The organism is Billgrantia bachuensis (assembly GCF_011742165.1).
GTDB classification, from domain to species: domain Bacteria; phylum Pseudomonadota; class Gammaproteobacteria; order Pseudomonadales; family Halomonadaceae; genus Halomonas; species Halomonas bachuensis.
Genome location: NZ_JAAQTO010000053.1, coordinates 16,949 through 39,244, shown reverse-complemented (window position 1 = coordinate 39,244; position 22,296 = coordinate 16,949). Strand labels below are relative to the sequence as shown.

Sequence of the window (22,296 nt, the reverse complement as noted above, 5' to 3'; positions counted from 1 at the left end):
GCTGGCCCAAGGCCAGAGCACCTAGACGGCTGCCCGCTCCTGCCTGGTCAGGCGTTCGGGCCCATAGGGAGCGGGATCGATGACCGGTTCGCGCCCCAGCAGCAGGTCGACCAGCAATCGGGTCGACGCCGGCGCCAGCACCAAGCCGTTGCGGTAGTGCCCGGCGTTGACGTGCAGCCCCTCGATGCCCGGCACGGCACCGATGAAGGGAATGCCGTCCGGGGCCGCGGGCCGTAGCCCGGCCCAGTGGTGCTCGACCTCGCAGTCGGCCAGCGCCGGCAGCATCGATACGGCACTCTGCCACAGCGACTCGCGCGCCTCCGCGGTGGTGCACTTGTCGAAATCGGTCTGTTCCAGCGTCGAGCCGACCAGCACGCGGCCGTCGGCACGCGGAATCAGGTAGCGCCCGTCGGCCAGCACTACCCGCTCGAGCAACTGGCGGCCACCGGGCATCGGCGGCGTGGCGAACAGCATCATCTGCCCCTTGACCGGGCGTACCGGCAGCGCCACGTCATGTTCGGCAAGCAGAACACCGCTCCAGGCGCCGCCACACAAGATCACGTGGCCGGCGTCGATGCGCCCTTGCGCTGTCTCCACGCCACAGGCACGCCCCCGCTCGATGGCGAGCCGCTGTACCGCGACATTCTCCGCCAGCGTCACGTTGGGCAACGCGTCCAACCGCGAGCGCAACGCCCGGCACAACCGCGGGTTGCGCACGCTGCCCAGCGTCGGCATCCACAGGCCATCCGTCACTCCTTCACGCAGCCACGGCTCCTTGGCATAGATGGAAGACGCATCGACACGCTCCAGCGGCCAGCCCTGACGCTGCGCCCATGCGAAGGCGTGCTCGGCATCGTCCACGCGCAGATAGAGCAACCCCTTCTGGCTGTATTCGATGTCGATACCGGTGGTCTCGAGCAGCCTGTCTGCCAGCTCGGCATAGCGGTGCGAGGCGCCATGGGCTAACCGGGATACAGGCTCACTGTAACGCCAGGGGTAGAGTGGCGAGACGATGCCGCCACCGGCCCAGGAGGCCTCCTGACCGCAGCGCCCCCGCTCCACCAAGGTCACGCCGTGGCCGGCTTCGGCCAGTTGGCAGGCGGTAAGCATGCCGATGACCCCGCCACCGACGACAAGAAAATCGTTCACACAGCGCTCCCGTGACTCATGCCCGCCCAGGCGGCGAACGTTCAGGTCCCATGACACGACTGCGCCCCGGCATGGCGGGGCGCAGGCAATGACACTGTTGTAGAGCGAGGGTCGTCAGGCAGCGGTGCCCTTCCACCTCTCGCTGCGCCGACGCAGCAGTTCCATGGTAACCAAAAGCCGTGTCTCTCCGTAACCTCATCGGGCACGATCAGCGCTAACGACAACGGTCAGGAGCACCGCAAGCAAGCCTGCGCTGGTAAGCTCGGCCTTTCACGCTGGTCCAGGCTGGCCTAGAGTGGAGAAATGTCAGCTAAAACTGAAGGAGGAATGCCCATGGCGGTTCAAGAGCGACCCTCGGTCGTGGCAGGCCCCGAGCGACGGGCTCAACTGTCGCTGTTCGCCCGCAATTTCTTCAAGCATCCCCGCATGCTTGGCTCGATCATCCCCAGTTCTTCCTTTCTCATTCGCCGACTGCTGGAACCGGTCGACTGGGAGAAAGCTCGAGTCATCGTCGAATACGGGCCCGGCGTGGGCACCATCACCCAGGAGATCCTCAACCGCCTGCACCCTGACGCAACGCTGCTGGTCATCGAGACCAACGAAGACTTCGTCGACTATCTCAATCGTACGCTGTTCGATCCAAGGCTGAGGGTGATCGCCGGTTCGGCCGAGACGATCGAAGCCGAGCTGGAACGATTGCGCCTCCCGGCGGCCGATTACGTGGTGGCGGGCCTCCCTTTCAGCACCATGCCGGCCGATTGTCGGGAACGTATCCTCGAAGGCAGCCGGTCGGCACTGGCACCACAAGGCTCCATGCTGATTTACCAGTTCTCACCCAAGGTTTCCTCCGACCTGCACCAGACCTTCTCCCGGGTAGAGAGCGCCTTCGAGCCCATCAACATCCCGCCGGCCAGGGTCTACTTCTGCCATAAGTGAGCCCCCGGGGCTGGAGCCGCAGGCCGCCTGGTCTGCGGTACTCATCGACGCCTCTTGACCCAACCCGTCGACAACCAGCTACTCGGCTGCGGCCTTTTGAGCGACTGCTTCGCGTGCCGTGCTGGTTCGCCGATCGTAAACGGCCTATCCTCAATGGCTCCAAAATTCTTCAGCCAAGCATCGCAAGGGAGAAACCAATGCCCGGCCTGTTGCCAGACGTCGACCCCGATGGCCTGCTCGAGTACTCGGTGGTCTATACCGACCGTTCGCTCAACCACATGTCCCAGCGCTTCCAGGGAGTCATGCGCGACGTCTCGGCGACGCTCAAGCAGGTCTACCGGGCCCGAAGCGCCGTGATCGTGCCCGGCAGCGGCACCTTCGGCATGGAGGCCGTGGCCCGCCAGTTCGCCACCAATCAGCACTGCCTGGTGATCCGCAATGGGCAGTTCAGCTATCGCTGGTCGCAAATTCTGGAAATGGGCGCCATCGCCGCCTCGACCACGGTGCTCAAGGCGCGCCGTCTTGCGCCCCAGGACCCCCAGTCTCCTTTCGCCCCGGCGCCCATCGAGGAGGTCGAGCGCAGCATTCGCGAAGAGCGGCCCGGCGTGGTGTTCGCGCCCCATGTCGAGACTTCTGCCGGCCTGCTGTTGCCCGACGACTATCTGCGCCGTGTGGCGGCGGTAACCCACGAAGTCGGCGGCCTGTTCGTGCTCGATTGCATCGCCTCGGGCACGCTGTGGGTGGACATGGACGAGATCGGCGTCGACGTGCTCGTCAGCGCCCCGCAGAAGGGCTGGAGCGGCCTGCCCTGCTGCGGCATGGTGATGCTCTCCGCACGAGCCCGCGAGCGCATCGAGCAGACCGTCAGCACCAGCTTTGCCTGTGACCTGCGCAAGTGGCTCTCGATCATGGAGACCTACGAGAATGGCGGCCACGCCTATCACGCCACCATGCCCACCGACGGCCTTGCCAGGCTGCGCGACATCATGAAAGAAACCGCCGAATACGGCTTCGATCGGGTATGCGAGGAGCAGTGGGCCCTGGGCCATGGCGCGCGTGAGTTGTTGGCACGCTACGGCTACCGCAGCGTGGCGGCTCCCGGCTTCGAGGCGCCCGGGGTGGTGGTCTGCTATACCAGCGACCCGGCCATCGTGGCCAAGTTCGCCACTGCCGGCATACAGGTGGCTGGAGGCGTGCCGCTGATGTGCGACGAAGGTGACGACTACCAGGCCTTCCGCATCGGTCTGTTCGGGCTCGACAAGCTGCACGATCTCGAACGTAGCCTGGCCAACCTGGAAGCGGCGCTTGAGCGAATTGCCTGAAAACAGGTTACCGGGGCGGCGCTGGGCCGCCCCAATTGGTTCAGGTCAGGTCCAGTAGCCCCCTACACCACGCGGCATCATGCCGAGATTGTTCTCCACGGATTTCACGCCAGGCGTGTTCTCGGCGGCAACCTGGACGGCCTTCTTCTCTTCCTGGCTCTCCACCAGCCCCCAGACCTGCACCACACCCTCGGTGACGATGACGTTGATACGATCGACCCAGACGCCGGTATTCTCGTCCACCTCCTTGAGAATGGCATCACGGATCTCACGATCGTCGGCCGTCACCGGCGTCTCCGTATCGGGCGCCGTGGCCGAGAAGCCTCGCAGCAGATTGGCGCGGCTGACGATGCCTACCAGCTTGCCATTCCGCACCACCGGCACGCGCTTGATATGGTGCTTCTCGAGCAACTTGGCCACGCGATGAAGCGGCTCGTTCTCCTCGATAGTGATCGGATCGGGCGTCATGATCTCGCGTGCCCGCCGCGCATGCGACTTGACGTATTCGCTGGCACTGCTGCCGCCCGCGAAGACCCGCAGCCACCAGGACTTTTGCCGTCCCTCATCGTTCTCGACCCGGCGCATCAGGTCGCCTTCGCTGACGATACCCAGCACCTTGTCGCCATCGTCCACGACGGGTACGGCGCTGATATTGTTCTCGAGCAGGAGGCGAGCGATTTCACGAACGTCGGCGTCGGGCGATACGGTTATGACTTTGGCAGTCATGACATCAGCAGCTTGCATGGCAACACCTCCATTAAGGGAGCGGTAAGGGTTGCGGCCGACCTACCTTGAAATCTAGTTCGACTTGGCGTAAGCCACAATTCGCCGCCTGTCTTGACACAAGCAAACCGAGCCGACAGCCGACTTGACCTGGAACAACATCGAAGCCACGTGGCGTTACACGACGGGCGTCTCGTCCTGCTCCGCTTCCCCCTCTTCGGGCTTGCCGCCTTCCTGATGCACCTTGACCACGTCGACGATCCGCGAACGGCTCATGACGATCTTCCAGCGCTGCAGGATCGGCTCGGCATTGGCGACCTCCTCGCGCACTACCAGGTTGAGCAGATGCCGCTTCTCGACCGACTCCCGCGAGACCTGCCCCTCCTTCAGCCGATAGACACGGTGGCTGCCCTTGTCCATCAGCCGGGTCAGTTGAGACAGGTCGAGCGAGAGCGTCTCGCGGGTCTTCTCGTAGCCACTGAGAAAGCGTGTGGGCGACATGCGCGAGCTGGAACGGTAGTGCAGCACCACCTCCTCGCGCTGTGCCACGTTGCGCTTGCGCACGCGCTTGATCTGCTCGTCGAGCTTGCCGAAGCGCTTGTAGTCGAACCACTCGAGCTGGCGTCCCACCGGATTGTTGCTGGTGGCATCGAAATATTGGCGCCGCCACTTGGGCCGGCCCTTGCGCAGCCAGCGCCACAGGGTGTTGCGCAAGTCGTCCTTGAACACCTCGCGCATGGCATACAGCACCGCCATGGCCAGCACGAACAGCGCGGTGATGTTGCCCACGGTATCGCGAGCCTGGAGCAGCCCCAGCGAGACGAAGACCATCACCACGCCGGTGGCCAGTCCCTTGACGGCCTTCTGTTCGGCGCCTCCCAGCTCCTGGGTCTGCTGCTTGAGGGTGACGGGATACTCGATGAGGCGTCGCAGCAGACGCATCTTGTTGGACATGCGTGTGGGGTCGCGAACCACCCGGCTGGCGTTGTACTCCGCCTGCTCGCGATGCTCGCTCTCGGCCAGGCAAATCTCCAGCAAGCGCTCACGGATGGTGCGGTAGTCGCGCCCTCGCGGCAGATGGGCCACCAGCGCCAGCAGGCGCTGCTCGGTGAACCACGACAGGTAGTTGTCGATATGGGCGTAATACTTGAGCAGTCCGTCGTCGCTCGGCTGGTTGCGACGCAAGCGGCGCAGAATGCCCTGAGCCAGCTCGCACAGCTCCTCGAGGCGTTCCTGCAAACCGGCCGCCACGATGCGCTCCTGTGCCTGGCCCCCGGCGCCTGTCTCGTTCGGCTCGCCGCCTGGCGCCTCGGCTCGTTCGGCGGTCTCGGCGTGGCGCTCGGCCTGTTGCACGCGTCTAGCGGTATCCAGCAGCGATTGGGTCGCCCGCTCCAGCGCCACCACGTACTGGTAGGCGTAGAGGCTCAAGCTCAGGCGGTACTGCTCGGTGCTGAGTCGGCCACGGCTGGCCAGCCGGCTGAGCACCAACGGCAAGTGGTGCTTGTCGCTGTAGTAGGTCCGCTTGACGTGGATCGAGCTGTAGTAAAAGGCATCCTCGGATATGACATGCTCGTTGAGGCCAAGCTCCCCCGGCACGAACAAGAAGACATCCAACCGATGCGACGTTTCCTCCTGCAGCACGCGGGAAATCTTGAGATGGAAGCTATCCTTGCGTTCGACGGTAATCACGTCGGCGCAGCTCCTTGTACCAGAGGCCATTGACAGGCCGAATGTTTTTCATAGTACGAAGAATGTCGGCCCACTTGCCATCAAGAAGAGTCCGGCGAGGCGCGCTGCGGGTTGGTCGACCCTTCGGGGTCGGCCATACCGGCCTCCCCGGGGGCTCGCCCCTTGGCATCGCGTGGGAGTGCCGTATCGCCGCCGCCTTTCGGCTCCTCGCTTGCGATGGTATCGCCCGGCTGGCCCTCCATGCTCACGCTCAGACGCGGCATGCCGAGGTCGAGGCCCTGGGCCTCCATGCGCTGCTTGAGCAGCAAATTGAAGGCACGCGCCACGTCCCATTGCATGACCGGCGCGGTGCGAAAGCGCATGCGCAGCACGGCGGCACCTTCGTCGAAGCGATCGACGCCTTGCATCTCCAGCGGCGACCAGATGTGATGGCGCATCATCGGATCCTGGCGCAACTCCTGCGCGGTCTCCTGCATCAGGGAGATGGCAGCGTCGATCTTCATGGTATGCGGTATGCGAATACGCATCAGCGCGATCCCGAAGTGCCGCGACATGTTGTGGATCGACTGGATGGCGCTGAAGGTGATGATGTGCAGGATGCCATCGAGGTCGCGCAAGCGCACGGTGCGCAGGGTCAACCCCTCGACGGTGCCCATGTGGCCGTTGATCTGGACGAAGTCGTCCACGGCCAGCGAATCCTCGACGATGATGAAGATGCCGGTGATCAGGTCCTGCACCAGGGTCTGGGCACCGAAGCCCACGGCCAGCCCGATGACACCGGCGCCAGCCAGCAGCGGCGTGACGTTGACCCCCAGGTTGGCCAGGCCAACGATGGCGGCGATGATCACGATGGTGGCAAACATGACGTTGCGAATCATCGGCGTGATGGTCTGGGCACGGGCCTGATTGACGCGCCGCCCCCGGGAACGAGCGGAAGAGACCAGAGCGCGTTGAATGGCGGTATCGGCGAAGATCCACGCCAGCCAGGCCAGCAGCACCGTGAACCCCAGTGCCAACAGCGCCTGGCCGATACGTACCCCGGCGACGCCTTCGCGCCCAAGGCCGAACAGCGAGCCGCCCCACACCTGCAGCGACAGCTCGGCAAAGACGATCCACGCCACCATATGCGAGAGCGCATAGCCGAAGCGCTCGAGGCGGCGGCGATACTCGCTGATTCGGCGGCGCTTGCTGTGTCGCTCGTTGTGGCGCTGGATCAGGCCGGTGATCACCAGCGTCAGTACCAGCAGAGCCGCCGAAATGATCGAGCGTGCCAGCGCGGCTCCCACATCCCCTACGGTAACGAAGATCGCCAGCAGCGAGACCACGACGATGAGCAGCGCCGGTACGTGCCAGAGCCCACCGACGATGCGCGCCAGCTCGATGCCGGTACCGCCTTCTCGGCGTACACGCCAGGAACGGTTGCGGATCAGATGCTTGATCGGACGCTTGAACTTGAAGATAAAGCGAATGCTGAGCAGGGCCGCCAGCACGTTGGCCAGCACCGAGGCCAGCGCCGCAGGCTCTTCCCCCACGATCAAGGAGAGCCGCGCGGCATTGAGCGCATCGCCGAGTGCAATCAGTGCTCCGATCGCAAACAGCAGGCGCAGCCCCCGCTGCTGCAGTATCAATACGGCGGGGAAGCGATGCCCACGAGTGAACACCGACACCACACACTCCACGACCACCGACAGGGTGCGGCCGCACAGCGCCAGGTAGGCCACGATCAGTGCCAGCGTGCGCCCGGGACTCGGCGGTAGCACCTGGACCAACCCCATGATCAGCACGAAAGCGAGCGCCCAGGGCAGCATGCGCCGCAGAAAGTGCAGCGCCAGCAACCAGCCTCGCGGTTCCCGCGGCAGGTCGAGAGGCAGTTCTTGGCGCACGAACAGCACCCTGCCGAGGGCAATCAGGATGATCAGCGCACCGGCCCAGACGCCCAGCAGTACGGCACTCTGAATGGAGAAGCGCAGGATCTCGCTGGTACCGGTTTCCACCACCAAGTCGCTGAGCCCCGCCCAGCCCTGCTCCAACTGGCGCTGCCAGTCGTCGATCGGCGACTCACCGGCCTCGGCCTGGTCGCCCAACTCGCTGAACGTCTCGGCCAGGGCGCCGAGCAATCCCTGGCGCTGAATGGAATCATCGGCGGCCACGCTCTGCGCCTGATGAATCTCACGCAGTTCATCGAGCAGGGCACCACGGCGTTCATCGTCCTCCAGGGTGGTGATCACTTCGTCGAGGGATTGCTGGAACGTCTCGGCGTCATGAGCATTCTCCTGGGCCTGTTCACCCTGTCCCAGCCCCCCGAACGAGAGCTGGGCGTGTCCAGGGCCAGCCCACATCAGCGGCATCAGCATGAGTAGCATCAACCCGATGCGAATCGCCACTCGCCAGCACCCGATGTCACCGCGTTGGGAAAAAGCTCCTGGCATCGATCGACACTCCCTCGTTTCGTTTGCCATGTGGCTGGGACAGCAGTTGGTCAGGAGCGCTCCCTGCCGACTTGTCGCCGCACTGTGCTAGGCTGGCGTCAGACTCTCGAGTCGCACAGGATGCCTTCATGCTGCCGCAATCACCACCCGAGCCTCTGAATGTCCAGGGTAGGACCCGACGGGTTGGCGTCGAGATCGAGTTCGCCGGTCTCCCTCCCCAACAGACTGGCGAGCTGGTACGCAACCTGTTCGGTGGCGAACTGAAGCTGGTCAGCCCCCATCGACTGCGAGTCGAAGCCACGCGCTGGGGCGATTTCGTCATCGAACTCGATACCCAATATGCCCATCCCGATGCCAGGTTGTTGCAGGCATTGCCGCGGCACGATACGGAATGGGAACGTCAGCGCCACCAGATGCGCCTGGATTTCCACAACAAGACCCGCGAGCTGATCGGCGATGTCGTCACGGGCCTGGTACCGACCGAGATCGTCTGCCCGCCGGTGCCGTGGAACGAGCTGAACGAGCTCGACGCCCTGTTCGCTGCCCTTCATGCTCACGGTGCCAAGGGCACCGATGCCAGCCTGTTGTATGGCTTCGGCCTGCACCTCAATCCCGAGGTGGCCGACCTGGCCCCCGAGTCCATCCTGCGCCACTTCCGCGCCTTCCTGCTCCTGGCAGCCTGGCTACGCAAGGAGATCGATATCGACATCACGCGTGAGGTACTGCCCCACGCCAACCCTTTTCCCAAGCACTATGCACTCAAGGTGCTCGATCCGAACTACGCCCCGGACCTGAATACACTGATCGCCGACTACATCAACTTCAACCCCACGCGCAACCGCGAGCTGGACCTCTACCCGCTGTTTGCTCACCTCTGCCCGGACTACCCGGACGAGTTGTTCCGCAACAACTTGGTCAAGCCCCGGCCGACGTTCCACTATCGCTTGCCCAACGCCCAGCTATCTCAGCGCGGCTGGGGCGCCGTGGTGGAGTGGAACCGCTGGGTGGCGGTGGAGCGCCTCGCAGCCGACCGCAAGGAGCTCAACGGACGTGCCGGCCGTTACGTCAACCTGCACACGCAGCCGCTCGTGACACGCATGGTCGGCAGGTTGCGGAACTGGATCAAGGAGGTCCGCTCTACCTCATGACGCGCCCGCTCATCGGCATCACCACGTCGGATTACAAGAGCCGTATCGCCTGGTGGTTCGATTGGTTCGCCGTGTGGCGACACGGCGGCCGGCCGCTTCGCCTTTCCCCTTCCCGTCCGCTACCCGAGGCGCTCGACGGCTTGATCATCGGCGGCGGCGACGACATCCAGGCCCACCTCTATGGCGGCGAGGTGCAGCTCGACGTGCGCCTCGACCCCCAGCGCGACGAGCTCGAACTCGAACTGATGGAGCGCTTCATTCCCCAAGGCAAGCCCGTACTGGGGATCTGCCGCGGCGCCCAGATGCTCAACGTTCACCTGGGCGGCACGCTCGACCCCGACATCTATACCACCCATGAAGGGCTCAAGCGTCGGCGTACCGTACTACCGCGCAAGACGGTCGACATCATGGACGGCACCCAACTACGCCGTATCCTCAAGGTGAGCTGGTGCCGCATCAACAGCCTGCATCACCAGGCCGTGCAGGAGGCGGGGCATGGTATCGAGATCGTCGCCCGCGATCGCGACGGCCTGGTTCAGGGCATCGAATCGCGCGACCACGAGTTCCTGATCGGCGTGCAGTGGCACCCGGAGTGGCTGATCTTCAATCTTCCCCAGCAGCGCCTGATACGTGCCCTGGTCGAAGCCGCGCGGCACGGCACCGCAGCCTAGGCTTGCTGGAAGACTGCTGCACTGCCCCGTCTTTCTCAGACAGAACGAAGCGCGGCCACCCGAAGGTGGCCGCCAGGCAAGTCGAACGGTCGCTCAGTTTTCCAGCGCGGCATCCAGCGTGATCTCGGCCTTGAACAGCTTGGAGACCGGACACCCCTCCTTGGCCTTGTCGGCGGCGCCCTGGAAGGCCGTGGCATCGGTGCCGGGGCTGCGCACACGGGTGGTGAGATGGATCCTGGTGATGCTGAAGCCACCGGCATCCTGTTCGAGGGTTACGGCGGCCTCGGTGGCGATACGCTCGGGCGTCATCCCCGCCTCGCCCATGATCATCGACAGCGCCATGGAGTAGCAGCTGGCGTGCGCCGCACCGATCAGCTCTTCCGGGTTGGAGCCAGGCTCGCCCTCGAAGCGCTTGCCGAAGCTGTAGGGCAGATCCTTCAGGGCGCCACTCTCGGTCGAAACCTGACCCTTGCCCTCTTTCAGGCTACCCTCCCAGACAGCGCTACCGGTTTTCTTGATGCTCATGTGGGTCGACTCCTTGCGATAAGAGAACTGGCCAAAGATTGGAAGGCAACGTGGACAAACGCTGCCACCCCTCACCATAGCGCATGGACTTGTCTTCGCCATCCCTTTGTCGAATAATTTTGAAAACATTTTCCATAAAAGGCACCCCCATGGTCGACTCATCGACTCCCCAAGTCCGACTACCCGCTACCGCTCATGAACCCACACAAGGACTGCCGGCCATCGGCCAGGGCACCTGGTACATGGGCGAAGGGCTAGCGCCCCGCCGCGACGAGGTACGTGCCCTGCAGCACGGCCTGGAGCTGGGCCTGACCCTGATCGATACCGCCGAAATGTATGCCGATGGCGGCGCCGAGGAAGTGGTCGGCGAAGCGTTGGCCGACCGCCGCGACCAGGCCTTCCTCGTTTCCAAGGTCTATCCATGGAATGCCGGCCGCGACAGCGCCATTGCCGCCTGCGAGCGCAGCCTGGAACGGCTCGGCACCGACCATCTCGACCTCTACCTGCTCCATTGGCCGGGCAGCGTTCCGCTCGAGGAGACCCTGGAGGCCTTCGAACGATTAAGGGAACAGGGCAAGATCCGCCGCTTCGGGGTATCCAACTTCGACGTTGACGAACTCGAGACACTGGCGGCACTGCCCGGTGGCGACGCCTGCGCCGTGAACCAGGTGCTCTACCACCTTGGCTCACGCGGCATCGAGCACTCCCTGCGCCCCCTGATGCAGCGCCTCGGCATGCCGCTGATGGCCTATTGCCCACTGGCCCAGGCCGGCAAGCTGCGCCAGGACCTGTTCGGCCATCCAGTGGTGCGAGAGGTAGCCGATGGGCTCGGCATCACCCCCGCCCAGTTGCTGCTGGCCTGGGCGATTCGCCCCGTCAATGGCCGTCGCGATACCATCGCGATTCCCAAGGCGGTGCGACTACAGCACGTCGAACAGAATGCCGCTGCGCTGGGGGTCGAGCTCGGCGACGACGCCTTGGCTCGGCTCGACGAGGCGTTTCCTGCACCGAACATGAAAGTACCGCTCGACATCGTCTAACGCTTGTCGAGGGAAGCGCGCAGGCTCGCCAGTTCATCGACCAACTGCTCGGTACCGAGCCGGCGCATCGCCTCGACGTTACGCTCAGGGATCGCCTCGGGATTGGAATAGTGCGCCAAGGCCCGTTCCAGCCCCGCCTCGCGCAACAGGTGCAGCATCGGCCAGGGCGAGCGGTTGGTGAAGTTGGCGGGGTCATCCGTCGCGGCGCCTTCAAAGCCGTAGTCGGGATGAAAGCTGGCCAGCTGATAGATCCCCTCGTAGCCCTGCTCGACCAGCAGCGCCTCGGCCACGTCGAGAAAATCGAGATAATCGTCGAAATCCTCCAGGCCCGGACGCAGCACCATCAGGGTCGTCTCGATCCCGGGCGTGGCGTCGAGTCGCCGGCACTCCTCGATCAGCGCCTCGAGGGCAAACTCCCAGGCAACTGCCTCGACTTCCACGAAACGGATGGTGTCATTCACCAGCTCGCGACGGGCGAAGGGGCAGACGTTATGCGCGACGACGAAGCGCTCGACCCAGGCACGGGTGGCAACGCAGGCGGGCGTCAGGGATTCAGGCATCGTGAGGCTCGGTAGATAGTGAACAGCCAGTATAACCGAGCCATGTCGGGGCTGGGGCTCAATCCGCCGGACGCGGCATCGGGCCGCGACGCGAAGCCAGCCGATCCGCCAGCCGGGTCGGTTCCGGTAGCTTGGTGCGACCCAGGCACTTCACCACCCAGTCGAGCGATGTGCCCAGCGAAATGCGATGACCCAGCGAGACGAATACCGGCTTGACGCCGACCCGCGTGCGCAGCACCGCACCGATCGTCTCGCCGCGATGGCGTAGCGGTGTCCACTCGCCGCGCCCCTCGGGCACCTCGTCGTGGGCGCCGCACAGTCGCGACTTGGCCACGCCGATGGTCGGCAGGTCGAGCCACAGCCCCAGATGCGAGGCCACACCCAGCCGGCGCGGATGGGCGATGCCCTGGCCGTCGACCATTACCAGATCGGGCCGCACCGTGAGCTTGCCGAAAGCCGCCAACGCCGCGGGGATCTCACGAAAGGAGAGCAACCCGGGAATGTAGGGCATGCGGGTCGGCTCGCGGTGCACGACATGCTCCACGATCTCCAGCCCGACAAGTGGATCGCCGGGCCAGGCCAGCACCACCGCTGCAGCCCTGGTGATGGTCCCTTCCTCTTCGAAGCCGATATCGACGCCTGCGATATGACGTACCGGCGCCAGCCGGTCTTCGCGCTCGATTCGTGGCGCCAGCTCGCGCTGCAGCGCGATAGCCTTCTCGGGAGTGGGGGTCCATTCATGCAGTGGCATCATTCTGGCTTCCTTGCACAACGTTGACTGTTCGGCAGTGTAGGCGGTCGCGGTTCACTTCCCAAGGCCAGCCGGTAACGACGGAGCCGGGGTGTGTTCGTGTATCATCGGCGCAGAACCGACGACGAGGGATACCGTGCTCAAGCTGATCCACACCGCCGACTGGCACCTGGGCCAGACCTTCCACGGTCAGGAGCGCCATGCCGAGCATCGCGCCTTCCTCGACTGGCTGCTCGACACGCTTGTTACCCGGGAGGCCGACGCGTTGCTTGTCGCCGGCGATGTCTTCGACGTGGTCAACCCCTCGCTGCGCGCGCAGGAATTGCTCTACGATTTCATCGTCGCCGCCCACGAGCGCCTGCCGATGCTGGACATCGTGCTGATCGCCGGCAATCACGACAGCGGCAACCGCATCGAGCTACCGGCCCCGCTGATGCGCCGCCTGCGCACCCATGCCCTGGGCCGGGTGAGTTGGCTCGACGATGGCACGCTCGATGCCGAGCACCTGCTGGTACCGCTCACCGATGCCGCCGGCGAAACCTGCGCCTGGTGCCTGGCGCTGCCCTTTCTGCGGCCTGCCGAGGTCACCGGTCACAGCCTGGCCGTCGACGGCAACGAAGGCGAGCCACGCAACGACTATGTCGCCGGTATCTCCCGCGTTCACGAACAGCTGATCGAGGCCGCACGCAAGCGACGCAGCCCAGGCCAGGCGCTGGTGGCCATGAGCCACGCCCACCTGCACGGCGCCGCCGTTTCCGAGGCCAGCGAACGCCCCATCGTGATCGGCGGCGAGGAGTCGATCTCCGCTGGCCTCTTTCCCTCCGATATCGCCTATGTAGCGCTGGGCCACCTGCACCGCGCCCAGCAGGTCGGCGAGGCGCGCATTCGCTACAGCGGCAGCCCGCTGCCGCTGGATTTCAGCGAAGTGGCCTACCCCCATCAGGTCGTGGAAGCGGTGCTGGAAGGCGAAACCCTCGCCGCCACGGAAGCGATTCCCGTGCCGCGCCCGGTGGCCATGCATCGCATCGGCCCCGCCCCGCTGGATCAGGTACTCGCCGAGCTCGAAACGCTTACTGACGACCCGACTCGGCCACGCGAGCGCTGGCCCTGGCTCGAGGTCCGCGTCTCGCTCACCGCCCCGGTACCCGACCTGCGCGCTCAGGTGGAAGCCGCGCTAGAGGGAAAGGCACTGCGCCTGCTGCGCCTGGAGCGCCGCCTGCCCCAGTTCGAAGGAGAAGAAGCACCGGAGCGAGTCGATCTGGAACAGCTGGGCCCGAGAAAGCTCTTCGAACGCACCTGGGAAACCCGCTGGGGCGAAGCCCCCGCCGCCGAGGTGATGGCCGATTTCGGCCGGCTGCTGCAGGACGTGCTCGACGCCGATGGCGAGGAAGCCATCGGGGAGAATCGCTCATGAAGATCCTTGCCTTGCGCCTGGCCAACCTCGCCTCCCTGCCCGGCCCGCTGGAGCTCGACTTCACGGTACCGCCGCTCAGCGATGCCGGCCTGTTCGCCATCACCGGCCCCACCGGGGCCGGCAAGAGCACACTGCTCGATGCCCTGTGCCTGGCGCTCTACGGCAATACGCCACGACTGCGCCAGGCCCCCGGCCGCGACGCCCCGCTGCCCGACGTGGAGGGCGAAACGGTGAGCACCGCCGACCCGCGTACCCTGCTGCGACGGGGCACCGCCAGCGGCTATGCCGAGGTCGACTTCCTCGGCCGCGACGGGCGCCGCTACCGTTCCCGTTGGGCCGTGCGCCGCGCTCGCGAGAAGGCTGGCGGTCGCCTGCAAGCCGTGGAGCAGTCGCTCACCGACCTGGACGACGAGCGCCTGCTCACTGCCCAGAAGCGCGAATTCGACCGCCTGCTGCCGGAGCGCCTGGGGCTCACCTTCGACCAGTTCACCCGCGCCGTGCTGCTGGCCCAGAGCGAGTTCGCCGCCTTCCTCAAGGCCGACGACAACGAACGCAGCGACCTGCTCGAGCGCCTGACCGGAACCGCCGAATACTCGCTGATCTCCATGGCCGCCTACCGCCGCGCCAGCGAGGCGAAAAAGCGCACCGATGCGCTTCAGGCCCGGCTCGCCGACGACCTACCCGCCGAGCCCGAAGCCCGCGCCGAGCTGGAGCGCGATGCCAAAGCCGCTGAGAGCGAACTGGCCGCCCTGCAACAGCAGAATCAAAGCCTGATGGCTCGCCAGCAGTGGCACGCCACCGACCACCGGCTGCGCCAGGCCTATGCCGAGGGGCTTCGGCAGCAGCGTGACGCCGAAGCGCAGTGGCACTCGCTTGCTGGCGCAAGAGTCGATCGCGAATGCCGACGCCTGTTGGCCCCTCAGCGCCACCGCCTGCTGCGCCAGGCCGCATTGCCCGGTGAAATCGCCGCGCTGGAGGACGCCCACCGGCAAACGCTCAAAGCCCTCGAGCAGGCCAAAGCCGCCCAACAGGTCGCCGAGCAGGCGCGGGACCGGGCCGCACAGCAGTTGGACGCAGCCACCCAGGCCCGCCAGCAGGCCGAACCCGCCCTACGCCAGGCCCGCGAACAGACCCAGTCACTCGTCACCCTGGGCCAGCAGTTGGCCGAGCTCGAGACGCAGCATCGCGACTGCCGACAACAGACCGAGCGATTGGCTGAGCAGCGCCGGCAAGCCGAAGCCAGGCAGCTCGAGTACAAACGACAGCGCGACGAATGGCAGGCTACGCTGCGTAGGTTGATGGGAGGCCACGAGCAGCTCGACGCCGCACGTCAGACGGCCCAACAGGCCCACGACCGGGCCGCCCGCCGCAGCCTCGCCCTGGGAGAGCTGGAAAACCGATGGCAGGAGGCCTGGCGCGCCGAGCAGGCCCAGCGTCAGCTTGGCGAACGCCTGGCCCTGGATGAAAAGCGTCGGGCCGAGTTGGCCGCCCAAGGCAAGGCCGCGCGGGAGCGGCTCGACGAGCGGGAACGTCACTACGCCACATTGCGCGACTTCATCGAACGCAGCCGCGCCGCCCGCAGCGAAAGCGTGGCGCAGTTGCGCGAGGCGCTGCAGGAAGGTAATCCTTGCCCGGTGTGCGGGGGTATCGACCATCCCTACCGCCACCAGCCGCCCGCCACCCCCGAGGCTGCACAGTTGGCCGCCCAGCAGGCAGAGGAGCAACAACAGCTAGCCGAGGCCCGGCAGGCGTGGGAACAGGCCCAACGGGAGCGTGACGAGCTCGAAGGCGAGTACCGCGCCGTCACCGCAGCGATGGCCCGCTGCCGCCAGGAGCTGCAGCAGGCCGACAGTCGCCAGGCCCTGGCGCAGCAGGGCCTGGCCGAGCATCCATTGCACGCCGAACTCAGCGCCATCGATACCGCCGAGCGCGACGCCTGGCTGGCGTACCAGCGCCGCGAGAGCGACGGCGAACGCGAGCGGAGTGAACGCACGCTCCAGGCACTGGCCCACGCCGAGGCCGAGCTGGCCCCGCTCGAGGAAGCCTTGCGCCAGGGCGAGCTCGGGCTCGCCCAGCTCGAGGTCAGACGGACCGCGCTCGAAGAGGAATTGAGCAAACAGAGCGAACGTCTACCTCCCATGCGCCAGCAGCACAGCGAACTGGCCGCTACTCTCCAGGCACTGCTCGGCGAACATGCCTCCGCTGAGGCCTGGCAGCAGGCGTTGGAGGGGCGTCAGGAGTCGGCACGTCAGCAGCGCGACCAGGCCATCGAGCGCTGCCACGGTGCCGAGGGCGAACAGGCGCGGCTTACCCAGCAGACGAATCACGAAGCCGAGCGCATCGAGCAGCTCATTCAGGAAGGCGCCTCGCTGGAGCGGGAACTGGCCGACTGGCGCCAGGCCCACCCGCAGCTGGACGACGCCACGCTGGCCCGGCTGTTGGCGCAGCCCGAGGCGGAAGCCGAACGTGAGGAACGCGAACTGACCAATGCCGACGAGGCCCGCCAGCGCACCGAGGCGAGCCTCGCCGAGCGGCGCCACGCCCTGCTCGAGCACCGCCGCGGGCAGGCGCTGGCCAATGACGACAGCGACGAGGCGTTACTGGGCGAAGCCGTCGAAGCGGAAATCGCCAATCGTCGAGAGGCGCTCGTCGCCGAACGGCAGGCCCTTGAGCCGAAGCTGGAGCAAGCCCAGCAGACACGCGACGAGGCCGTTCACGCCCTGCGCGACGACGATCGCAGGCGCACGCGCCAGCAGGAAGGCCAGGCCGAACTGGAAGCGGCACGCACCGAGCATGTGCGCTGGGGGCGCATCAGCGAGCTGATCGGCTCCGCCGACGGCAAGGTCTTTCGCCGCATCGCCCAGGCCTACAATCTCGACCAGCTACTGGAGCACGCCAACGCCCACCTCACCGGCCTCAGCCGGCGCTACCGGCTGATACGCGGCGGCAGCGAACTCGGCCTGCTGGTGGTGGACCACGACATGGGCGACGAGCGCCGCTCGGTGCACTCGCTCTCTGGCGGCGAAACCTTCCTCGTCTCGCTGGCGCTGGCCTTGGGGCTCGCCTCCATGGCCTCGGGCGAACTCACCATCGAGTCGCTGTTCATCGATGAAGGCTTCGGCAGCCTCGACCCGCAGTCGCTGGCACTCGCCATGGAAGCGCTCGACGGCCTGCAGGCACTCGGCCGCCGCGTCGGCGTGATCTCTCACGTGCAGGAGATGCACGAGCGTATTCCGGTGCAGATCCAGGTGGAGCCGTTGGGCAATGGCACGAGTCGGGCGAGGTTGGTCAGCCTTTGACGTCTCGTCGCCCTTCACGGCCCATTGCGCCGGCCCATTCCGTGCGTCATCTTCTACAGGGCAGCATTCCCAACGTGAGGGTCTCCCATGAAGTACCTCTGTCTCGCCTATGAGGAAGAGCGAATATTCAGCGAAATGACGGAAGCCCAGTGGCATGAGCTACTACAGGAAACCCTGGATTATGTGGCGGACCTGCAGAGACGAGGCAAGCTGGTCCTGACCAACGCCCTGCAGAGCGCCACCAAGGCTCACACCCTGAGAATTCGTGATGACGAACTCACCATGACCGATGGGCCCTTTGCCGAGACCAAGGAACAGCTAGGCGGCTTCTTCCTGATCGAGGTCACATCAGAAGAGGAAGCCCTGGAGATTGCTGCCGGCTGGCCGTCAGCGCGACTTGGCACCATCGAGGTGAGGCCCGTCGAGGAGGAATTGAGACCTGAAAGCCGCTACTGAGCGGGTTATCTCCCTCCCCTATCTCGACGGCCACCAGCATCGGCTCCACGCTTCCCGCCGTTCAGCCAGCATGGCGGTCAGAGGACTTTGTTACGGTGAATGCCTAACGGATCGCAAGCTCGCCGAGGCGTAGCCGCCGGCTCGGCTATGCTGCATGATTCAAGGAGTCTTTGAAGGGAGGCATCATGCAGGCTTTTGCGTTGCACGGCATGCGTTACCTGGGCCTGACACTGCTGTTGGGGCTGGCGGGTCAGGCATTCGCAGCCGAAGTGAACTGGCCGCGCATGACCGAGTCGGCAGACGGAGTTCCGATTGCCTATGAGGTGCAGGGTAGCGGCGAACCCACGCTCGTCTTCATCCACGGCTGGAGCTGCGACGGGCGCTACTGGCGCGGACAGGTACCGCACTTCTCTCAGCAGCATCGAGTGGTGACGATCGATCTCGCCGGTCACGGACATTCCGGCCTGGGGCGTGACGCCTACACCATGCCGGCCTTCGGTGAGGACATAAAAGCGGTGCTGGAGGACCTGAGCGTGGAACAGGCCATTCTCATCGGGCACTCCATGGGCGGACCGGTCGCCGTTGAAGCAGCACGTCTCATGCCGGAACGCGTCATCGGGATCGTGGGCGTCGATACCTTCCACCATGTCGCACCGCAAATGACCCAGTCCGATCTCGAGCAAATGCTGGCCCCAATGCAGGAAAACTTTACCGACGCCGCGCGCCATTTCACGGCTACGATGTTCGTCGAAGAGACCGATGCCACGCTACGCGATTGGGTCATACGGGACATGGCAGCCGCTGTGCCAGACGTCGCCCTCAGTGCATTCGAGGATATGGGAACACGCCACATAGATGGGGAAGCGGCGCAGCACTTCCAAGAACTGACCGTGCCGGTAATCGCCATCAATGCCGACCTGTGGCCGACCGACATCGAAGCCAACCGGCAGTTGCTGTCCGAATTCGACGCCGTGATCATGGAAGGCACCGACCACTTCCTGCATATGGCCAAGCCGAATGCCTTCAATCGCGAACTGGAACGGATGATCGGCACGGCGCCCTGACAGCTGGAGCGCCAGGTAACGCCTGGCGCCACTTTTCCCTTTAGGAAAAGTAAAATGGAAGCCCACCGCTCACACCCACCTGGCCAAGACCATGCAGCAGGTCTGCGATGATCGCTTGCGTTTAACCTCCCGCTGCCCTTCATGCTGAACTTGTAAGAAATCCTTACAAGTTGCTTCCTCTACCAGCTCGCCATCTTCGTAGACGTTCTTCAAGTGCATGGTGATGTTCTGGGGCTTGACGTCGAATAGCTCAGCCATTTGTGCCTGCGTCAGCCAAACCGTCTCATGCTCGGCATCCAACCGTACCTCAACCTCCTGGCCGGCTTCCTCATAGATGATGATGGGCGTCTGGATATCGGTGTGGTGTCGTCCCTATCGTTCTTGCCGAGCAGCCCTTGATTTTCCGGCCCCTGGCCATGCAGGCGCCCTCATTGCGTTGCTGGCCGCTGAGAAAACGTGCGCCAATGCTACGCTTCGGCCCCATCTGACGCTATGCGCCTCTCGTTGCAGGGGGCACTAAGCCTCGCAAAACAGCGCCTTATTTTAAATTACGGGCGAAATTAAAATAAGCTGGAGTCATATTTTAACTTTCGAATATCCCGCGAAGCACCTGCTCGACGAAAAAAAGCGCCCCGTTGCCGGGGCGCCACTGTCACTCCTCGCTTCTCGACTGGATTACACCAGGTCGAAGCGATCCGCGTTCATTACCTTGTTCCAGGCAGCAACGAAGTCCTTGACGAACTTCTCCTTGGCGTCGTCCTGGGCGTAGATCTCGGCGATGGCGCGCAGCTGGGAGTTGGAGCCGAACACCAGGTCGACCCGGGTGCCGGTCCACTTCAGCTCGCCGCTCTTGCGGTCGCGGCCTTCAAACACGTCGGCTTCCGCCGAGGCCGGCTGCCACCGGGTGCCCATGTCGACCAGGTTGACGAAGAAGTCGTTGGTCAGCTTGCCGGGGCGATCGGTGAACACGCCGTGGCGTGAGTTGGCGTAGTTGGCTTCGAGCACACGCATGCCGCCGACCAACACGGTCATCTCCGGTGCGGAGAGCCCCAGCAGTTGGGCCTTGTCCACCAGCATCTCCTCGTCGGAGACGGTGAAGCGAGTCCGGCGGTAGTTGCGGAAGCCGTCGGCCTCCGGGCGCAGCCACTCGAAGGATTCGGCGTCGGTCTGAGCTTCACTGGCATCGGTGCGCCCCGGGATGAACGGCACCTCGATGGCATGGCCGGCATCCCTGGCCGCCTTCTCGATGGCGGCGGCACCGCCCAGCACGATCAGGTCGGCAAGCGAAACCCGCTTGCCGGACTGCAGCGCGTTGAAGTCGCCTTGGATGCTTTCCAGCGTCTTGAGTACCTTGGCCAGTTGCTCGGGCTGGTTGGCTTCCCAGCCCTTCTGCGGCGCCAGGCGAATGCGCGCGCCGTTGGCCCCGCCGCGCATGTCGGAACCGCGGAAAGTGGAGGCCGACGACCAGGCAGTGTAGACCAGCTCGGCCACCCTCAGGCCGGAACCGAGGATCTTGCTCTTGAGATTGACGACATCCTGCGCATCGATCAGTTCATGGTCCACTGTCGGCACCGGGTCCTGCCAGATCAGCTCTTCCGCCGGGACTTCCGGGCCGAGGTACCGCGCCTTCGGGCCCATGTCGCGGTGGGTCAGCTTGAACCAGGCACGGGCGAAGGCGTCGGCGAACTCTTCCGGGTTGTTGTGAAAGTGCTCGGAGATCCGGCGGTACTCGGGATCCTCGCGCATGGCCATATCGGCGGTGGACATCATGATGCCAACCCGCCTGCTCGGATCTTCGGCATCCGGCGCCATGTCCTTCTCGGCCAGGTTCTTGGGCACCCACTGCTTGGCGCCGGCCGGGCTCGTGGTCAGTTCCCACTCGTTGCCGAACAGCACGTCGAAGTAGCTCATGTCCCACTGGGTCGGCGTCGGCGTCCACGCCCCCTCGAGGCCGCTGGTGATGGTGTCGCGGCCCTTGCCGCTCTTGTAGCGACTCTTCCAGCCGAAGCCCATCTCCTCCATGGGGGCGGCTTCCGGCTCGGGCCCCACATTGACCGGGTCGCCGGCGCCGTGGGTCTTGCCGAAGGTGTGGCCGCCGGCGGTCAGCGCCACCGTCTCGTAGTCGTTCATGGCCATGCGGGCGAAGGTGTCACGGATGTCCCGGGCCGAAGCGAGGGGATCGGGATTGCCGTCGGGGCCTTCCGGATTGACGTAGATGAGGCCCATCTGCACCGCGGCCAGCGGGTTCTCCAGCTCGCGTTCGCCGGAATAGCGGCTCTTGGCGTGGCCGCTGTCGGCCAGCCACTCGTCCTCGGCGCCCCAGTAGATGTCCTCTTCCGGCTGGTAGACGTCCTCGCGGCCGCCGGCGAAACCGAAGGTCTTGAAACCCATGGACTCCAGCGCGACGTTGCCCGCAAGGATGTACAAGTCGGCCCAGGAGAGCTTGTTGCCGTACTTCTGCTTGATCGGCCAAAGCAGGCGGCGCGCCTTGTCCAGGTTGCCGTTGTCGGGCCAGCTGTTGAGCGGCGCGAAGCGCTGGGTGCCGGTGCCCGCCCCGCCGCGGCCGTCGCCTACGCGGTAGCTGCCGGCGCTGTGCCACGCCATGCGAATGAACAGCGGGCCGTAGTGGCCGTAGTCGGCCGGCCACCACTCCTGGGAGTCTGTCATCAGCGCTTCGAGGTCTCGCTTGACGGCAGCAAGGTCGAGCGACTTGAACGCCTCGGCGTAGTTGAACTCCGACCCCAACGGGTTGGACTTGGGAGAGTGCTGGTGGAGTATGCTCAGGTTCAACTGGTTGGGCCACCAGTCATGATTGGAGTTGCCGGTATCGCCCTGCTTGGTGCGAGACCCGTGCATGACGGGACATTTACCTGCGCTGCTATCGACTTTCTGATCCATGACGCTCTTCCTCTGGTGACGCGTTGTGGTGCAAAAAAAGTGGTGCCGATGACATCTCCCCGCTCGTCAAGGCCAGGTAGCCAGGCAACGAAGTGTTTCCTGCTCGCCATCAGCGTGACGTCAGGTATATCAGTTGGATCTATTAGGAGAGACTTGTTTTTCCGCACCGCCTCAATAGTCAGTCGCTATTGACCTCGCCAAATGCCATTGAAAATAGCTTAA

General features: G+C 64.9%; 18 protein-coding genes. 9 read left to right on the top strand and 9 right to left on the bottom strand.

The window, feature by feature from the left end; translation table 11 throughout:
• Positions 1-21: 21 nt before the first annotated feature.
• Positions 22-1,149, bottom strand: a complete 1,128-nt coding sequence (thiO, locus tag HBJ55_RS18675) for a glycine oxidase ThiO (RefSeq protein WP_167118597.1) — start codon at positions 1,147-1,149, stop codon at positions 22-24.
• Between the two features lie 333 nt (positions 1,150-1,482).
• On the opposite strand from thiO, the gene HBJ55_RS18670 reads away from it, so the two are divergent.
• The gene (locus HBJ55_RS18670; RefSeq protein WP_167118595.1) at positions 1,483-2,085 is read left to right on the top strand and encodes a class I SAM-dependent methyltransferase; all 603 of its coding nucleotides are present in this window, start codon (positions 1,483-1,485) and stop codon (positions 2,083-2,085) included.
• Between the two features lie 197 nt (positions 2,086-2,282).
• Positions 2,283-3,407, top strand: coding sequence for an aminotransferase class V-fold PLP-dependent enzyme (locus HBJ55_RS18665; protein WP_167118592.1), 1,125 nt, complete (start codon positions 2,283-2,285; stop codon positions 3,405-3,407).
• A 45-nt stretch (positions 3,408-3,452) separates the two neighbouring features.
• Here the strand turns inward: HBJ55_RS18665 and HBJ55_RS18660 are convergent, their stop codons facing one another.
• The 3 genes from HBJ55_RS18660 to HBJ55_RS18650 form a co-directional block, all read right to left on the bottom strand.
• A complete protein-coding gene (locus tag HBJ55_RS18660) occupies positions 3,453-4,151 on the bottom strand; it encodes a CBS domain-containing protein (RefSeq protein WP_167118589.1) in 699 nt (232 codons plus the stop codon).
• 156 nt (positions 4,152-4,307) lie between these two features.
• Positions 4,308-5,819, bottom strand: coding sequence for a hypothetical protein (locus HBJ55_RS18655; protein WP_167118586.1), 1,512 nt, complete (start codon positions 5,817-5,819; stop codon positions 4,308-4,310).
• Positions 5,820-5,899: 80 nt separating this feature from the next.
• A complete protein-coding gene (locus HBJ55_RS18650) occupies positions 5,900-8,158 on the bottom strand; it encodes a mechanosensitive ion channel family protein (protein WP_479688614.1) in 2,259 nt (752 codons plus the stop codon).
• A gap of 218 nt (positions 8,159-8,376) precedes the next feature.
• Between HBJ55_RS18650 and HBJ55_RS18645 the strand changes: the two genes are divergently transcribed.
• Together HBJ55_RS18645 and HBJ55_RS18640 are read left to right on the top strand one after the other, a co-directional pair.
• Complete coding sequence (locus HBJ55_RS18645; RefSeq protein ID WP_167118580.1) at positions 8,377-9,396, top strand: amidoligase family protein; 1,020 nt, start codon at positions 8,377-8,379, stop codon at positions 9,394-9,396.
• The gene (locus tag HBJ55_RS18640; protein WP_167118577.1) at positions 9,393-10,067 is read left to right on the top strand and encodes a gamma-glutamyl-gamma-aminobutyrate hydrolase family protein; all 675 of its coding nucleotides are present in this window, start codon (positions 9,393-9,395) and stop codon (positions 10,065-10,067) included. Before HBJ55_RS18645 ends, HBJ55_RS18640 begins: the two co-directional genes overlap by 4 nt.
• Positions 10,068-10,160: 93 nt before the next feature.
• Here the strand turns inward: HBJ55_RS18640 and HBJ55_RS18635 are convergent, their stop codons facing one another.
• Positions 10,161-10,592: an OsmC family protein gene (locus HBJ55_RS18635; protein ID WP_167118575.1), complete on the bottom strand. Its 432-nt coding sequence runs from the start codon at positions 10,590-10,592 to the stop codon at positions 10,161-10,163.
• A gap of 149 nt (positions 10,593-10,741) precedes the next feature.
• Between HBJ55_RS18635 and HBJ55_RS18630 the strand changes: the two genes are divergently transcribed.
• Positions 10,742-11,632 carry an aldo/keto reductase gene (locus HBJ55_RS18630; RefSeq protein WP_167118572.1) on the top strand — a complete coding sequence of 297 codons (891 nt, stop codon included), beginning with the start codon at positions 10,742-10,744 and terminating at the stop codon, positions 11,630-11,632.
• On the opposite strand, the gene HBJ55_RS18625 is transcribed toward HBJ55_RS18630, so the two are convergent.
• Together HBJ55_RS18625 and nfi are read right to left on the bottom strand one after the other, a co-directional pair.
• The gene (locus HBJ55_RS18625; RefSeq protein ID WP_167118569.1) at positions 11,629-12,192 is read right to left on the bottom strand and encodes a DUF1415 domain-containing protein; all 564 of its coding nucleotides are present in this window, start codon (positions 12,190-12,192) and stop codon (positions 11,629-11,631) included. The genes HBJ55_RS18630 and HBJ55_RS18625 overlap by 4 nt on opposite strands.
• Positions 12,193-12,250: 58 nt before the next feature.
• Positions 12,251-12,946, bottom strand: coding sequence for a deoxyribonuclease V (gene nfi / locus HBJ55_RS18620; protein ID WP_167118566.1), 696 nt, complete (start codon positions 12,944-12,946; stop codon positions 12,251-12,253).
• Positions 12,947-13,079: 133 nt separating this feature from the next.
• Here nfi and HBJ55_RS18615 point away from each other — a divergent pair, with 133 nt between their 5' ends.
• The 4 genes from HBJ55_RS18615 (at position 13,080) to HBJ55_RS18600 (ending at position 19,176) form a co-directional block, all read left to right on the top strand.
• Positions 13,080-14,357, top strand: a complete 1,278-nt coding sequence (locus HBJ55_RS18615) for an exonuclease SbcCD subunit D C-terminal domain-containing protein (RefSeq protein ID WP_167118563.1) — start codon at positions 13,080-13,082, stop codon at positions 14,355-14,357.
• Positions 14,354-17,656, top strand: coding sequence for an AAA family ATPase (locus HBJ55_RS18610; RefSeq protein WP_167118562.1), 3,303 nt, complete (start codon positions 14,354-14,356; stop codon positions 17,654-17,656). The genes HBJ55_RS18615 and HBJ55_RS18610 overlap by 4 nt, the downstream gene beginning before the upstream one ends.
• An 87-nt stretch (positions 17,657-17,743) precedes the next feature.
• Positions 17,744-18,112 carry a YciI family protein gene (locus HBJ55_RS18605; protein ID WP_167118560.1) on the top strand — a complete coding sequence of 123 codons (369 nt, stop codon included), beginning with the start codon at positions 17,744-17,746 and terminating at the stop codon, positions 18,110-18,112.
• Between the two features lie 185 nt (positions 18,113-18,297).
• A complete protein-coding gene (locus HBJ55_RS18600) occupies positions 18,298-19,176 on the top strand; it encodes an alpha/beta fold hydrolase (protein WP_167118558.1) in 879 nt (292 codons plus the stop codon).
• Positions 19,177-19,245: 69 nt separating this feature from the next.
• Here HBJ55_RS18600 and HBJ55_RS18595 read toward each other — a convergent pair whose 3' ends face one another.
• Both HBJ55_RS18595 and katG read right to left on the bottom strand, forming a co-directional pair.
• On the bottom strand, positions 19,246-19,476 hold the full coding sequence (locus HBJ55_RS18595; protein WP_206022760.1) for a virulence RhuM family protein: 231 nt from the start codon (positions 19,474-19,476) through the stop codon (positions 19,246-19,248).
• A 375-nt stretch (positions 19,477-19,851) separates the two neighbouring features.
• Positions 19,852-22,074 (bottom strand): catalase/peroxidase HPI, encoded by a 2,223-nt coding sequence (katG, locus tag HBJ55_RS18590; RefSeq protein WP_167118555.1) that lies wholly within the window; start codon positions 22,072-22,074, stop codon positions 19,852-19,854.
• Between the last annotated feature and the right edge of the window lie 222 nt (positions 22,075-22,296).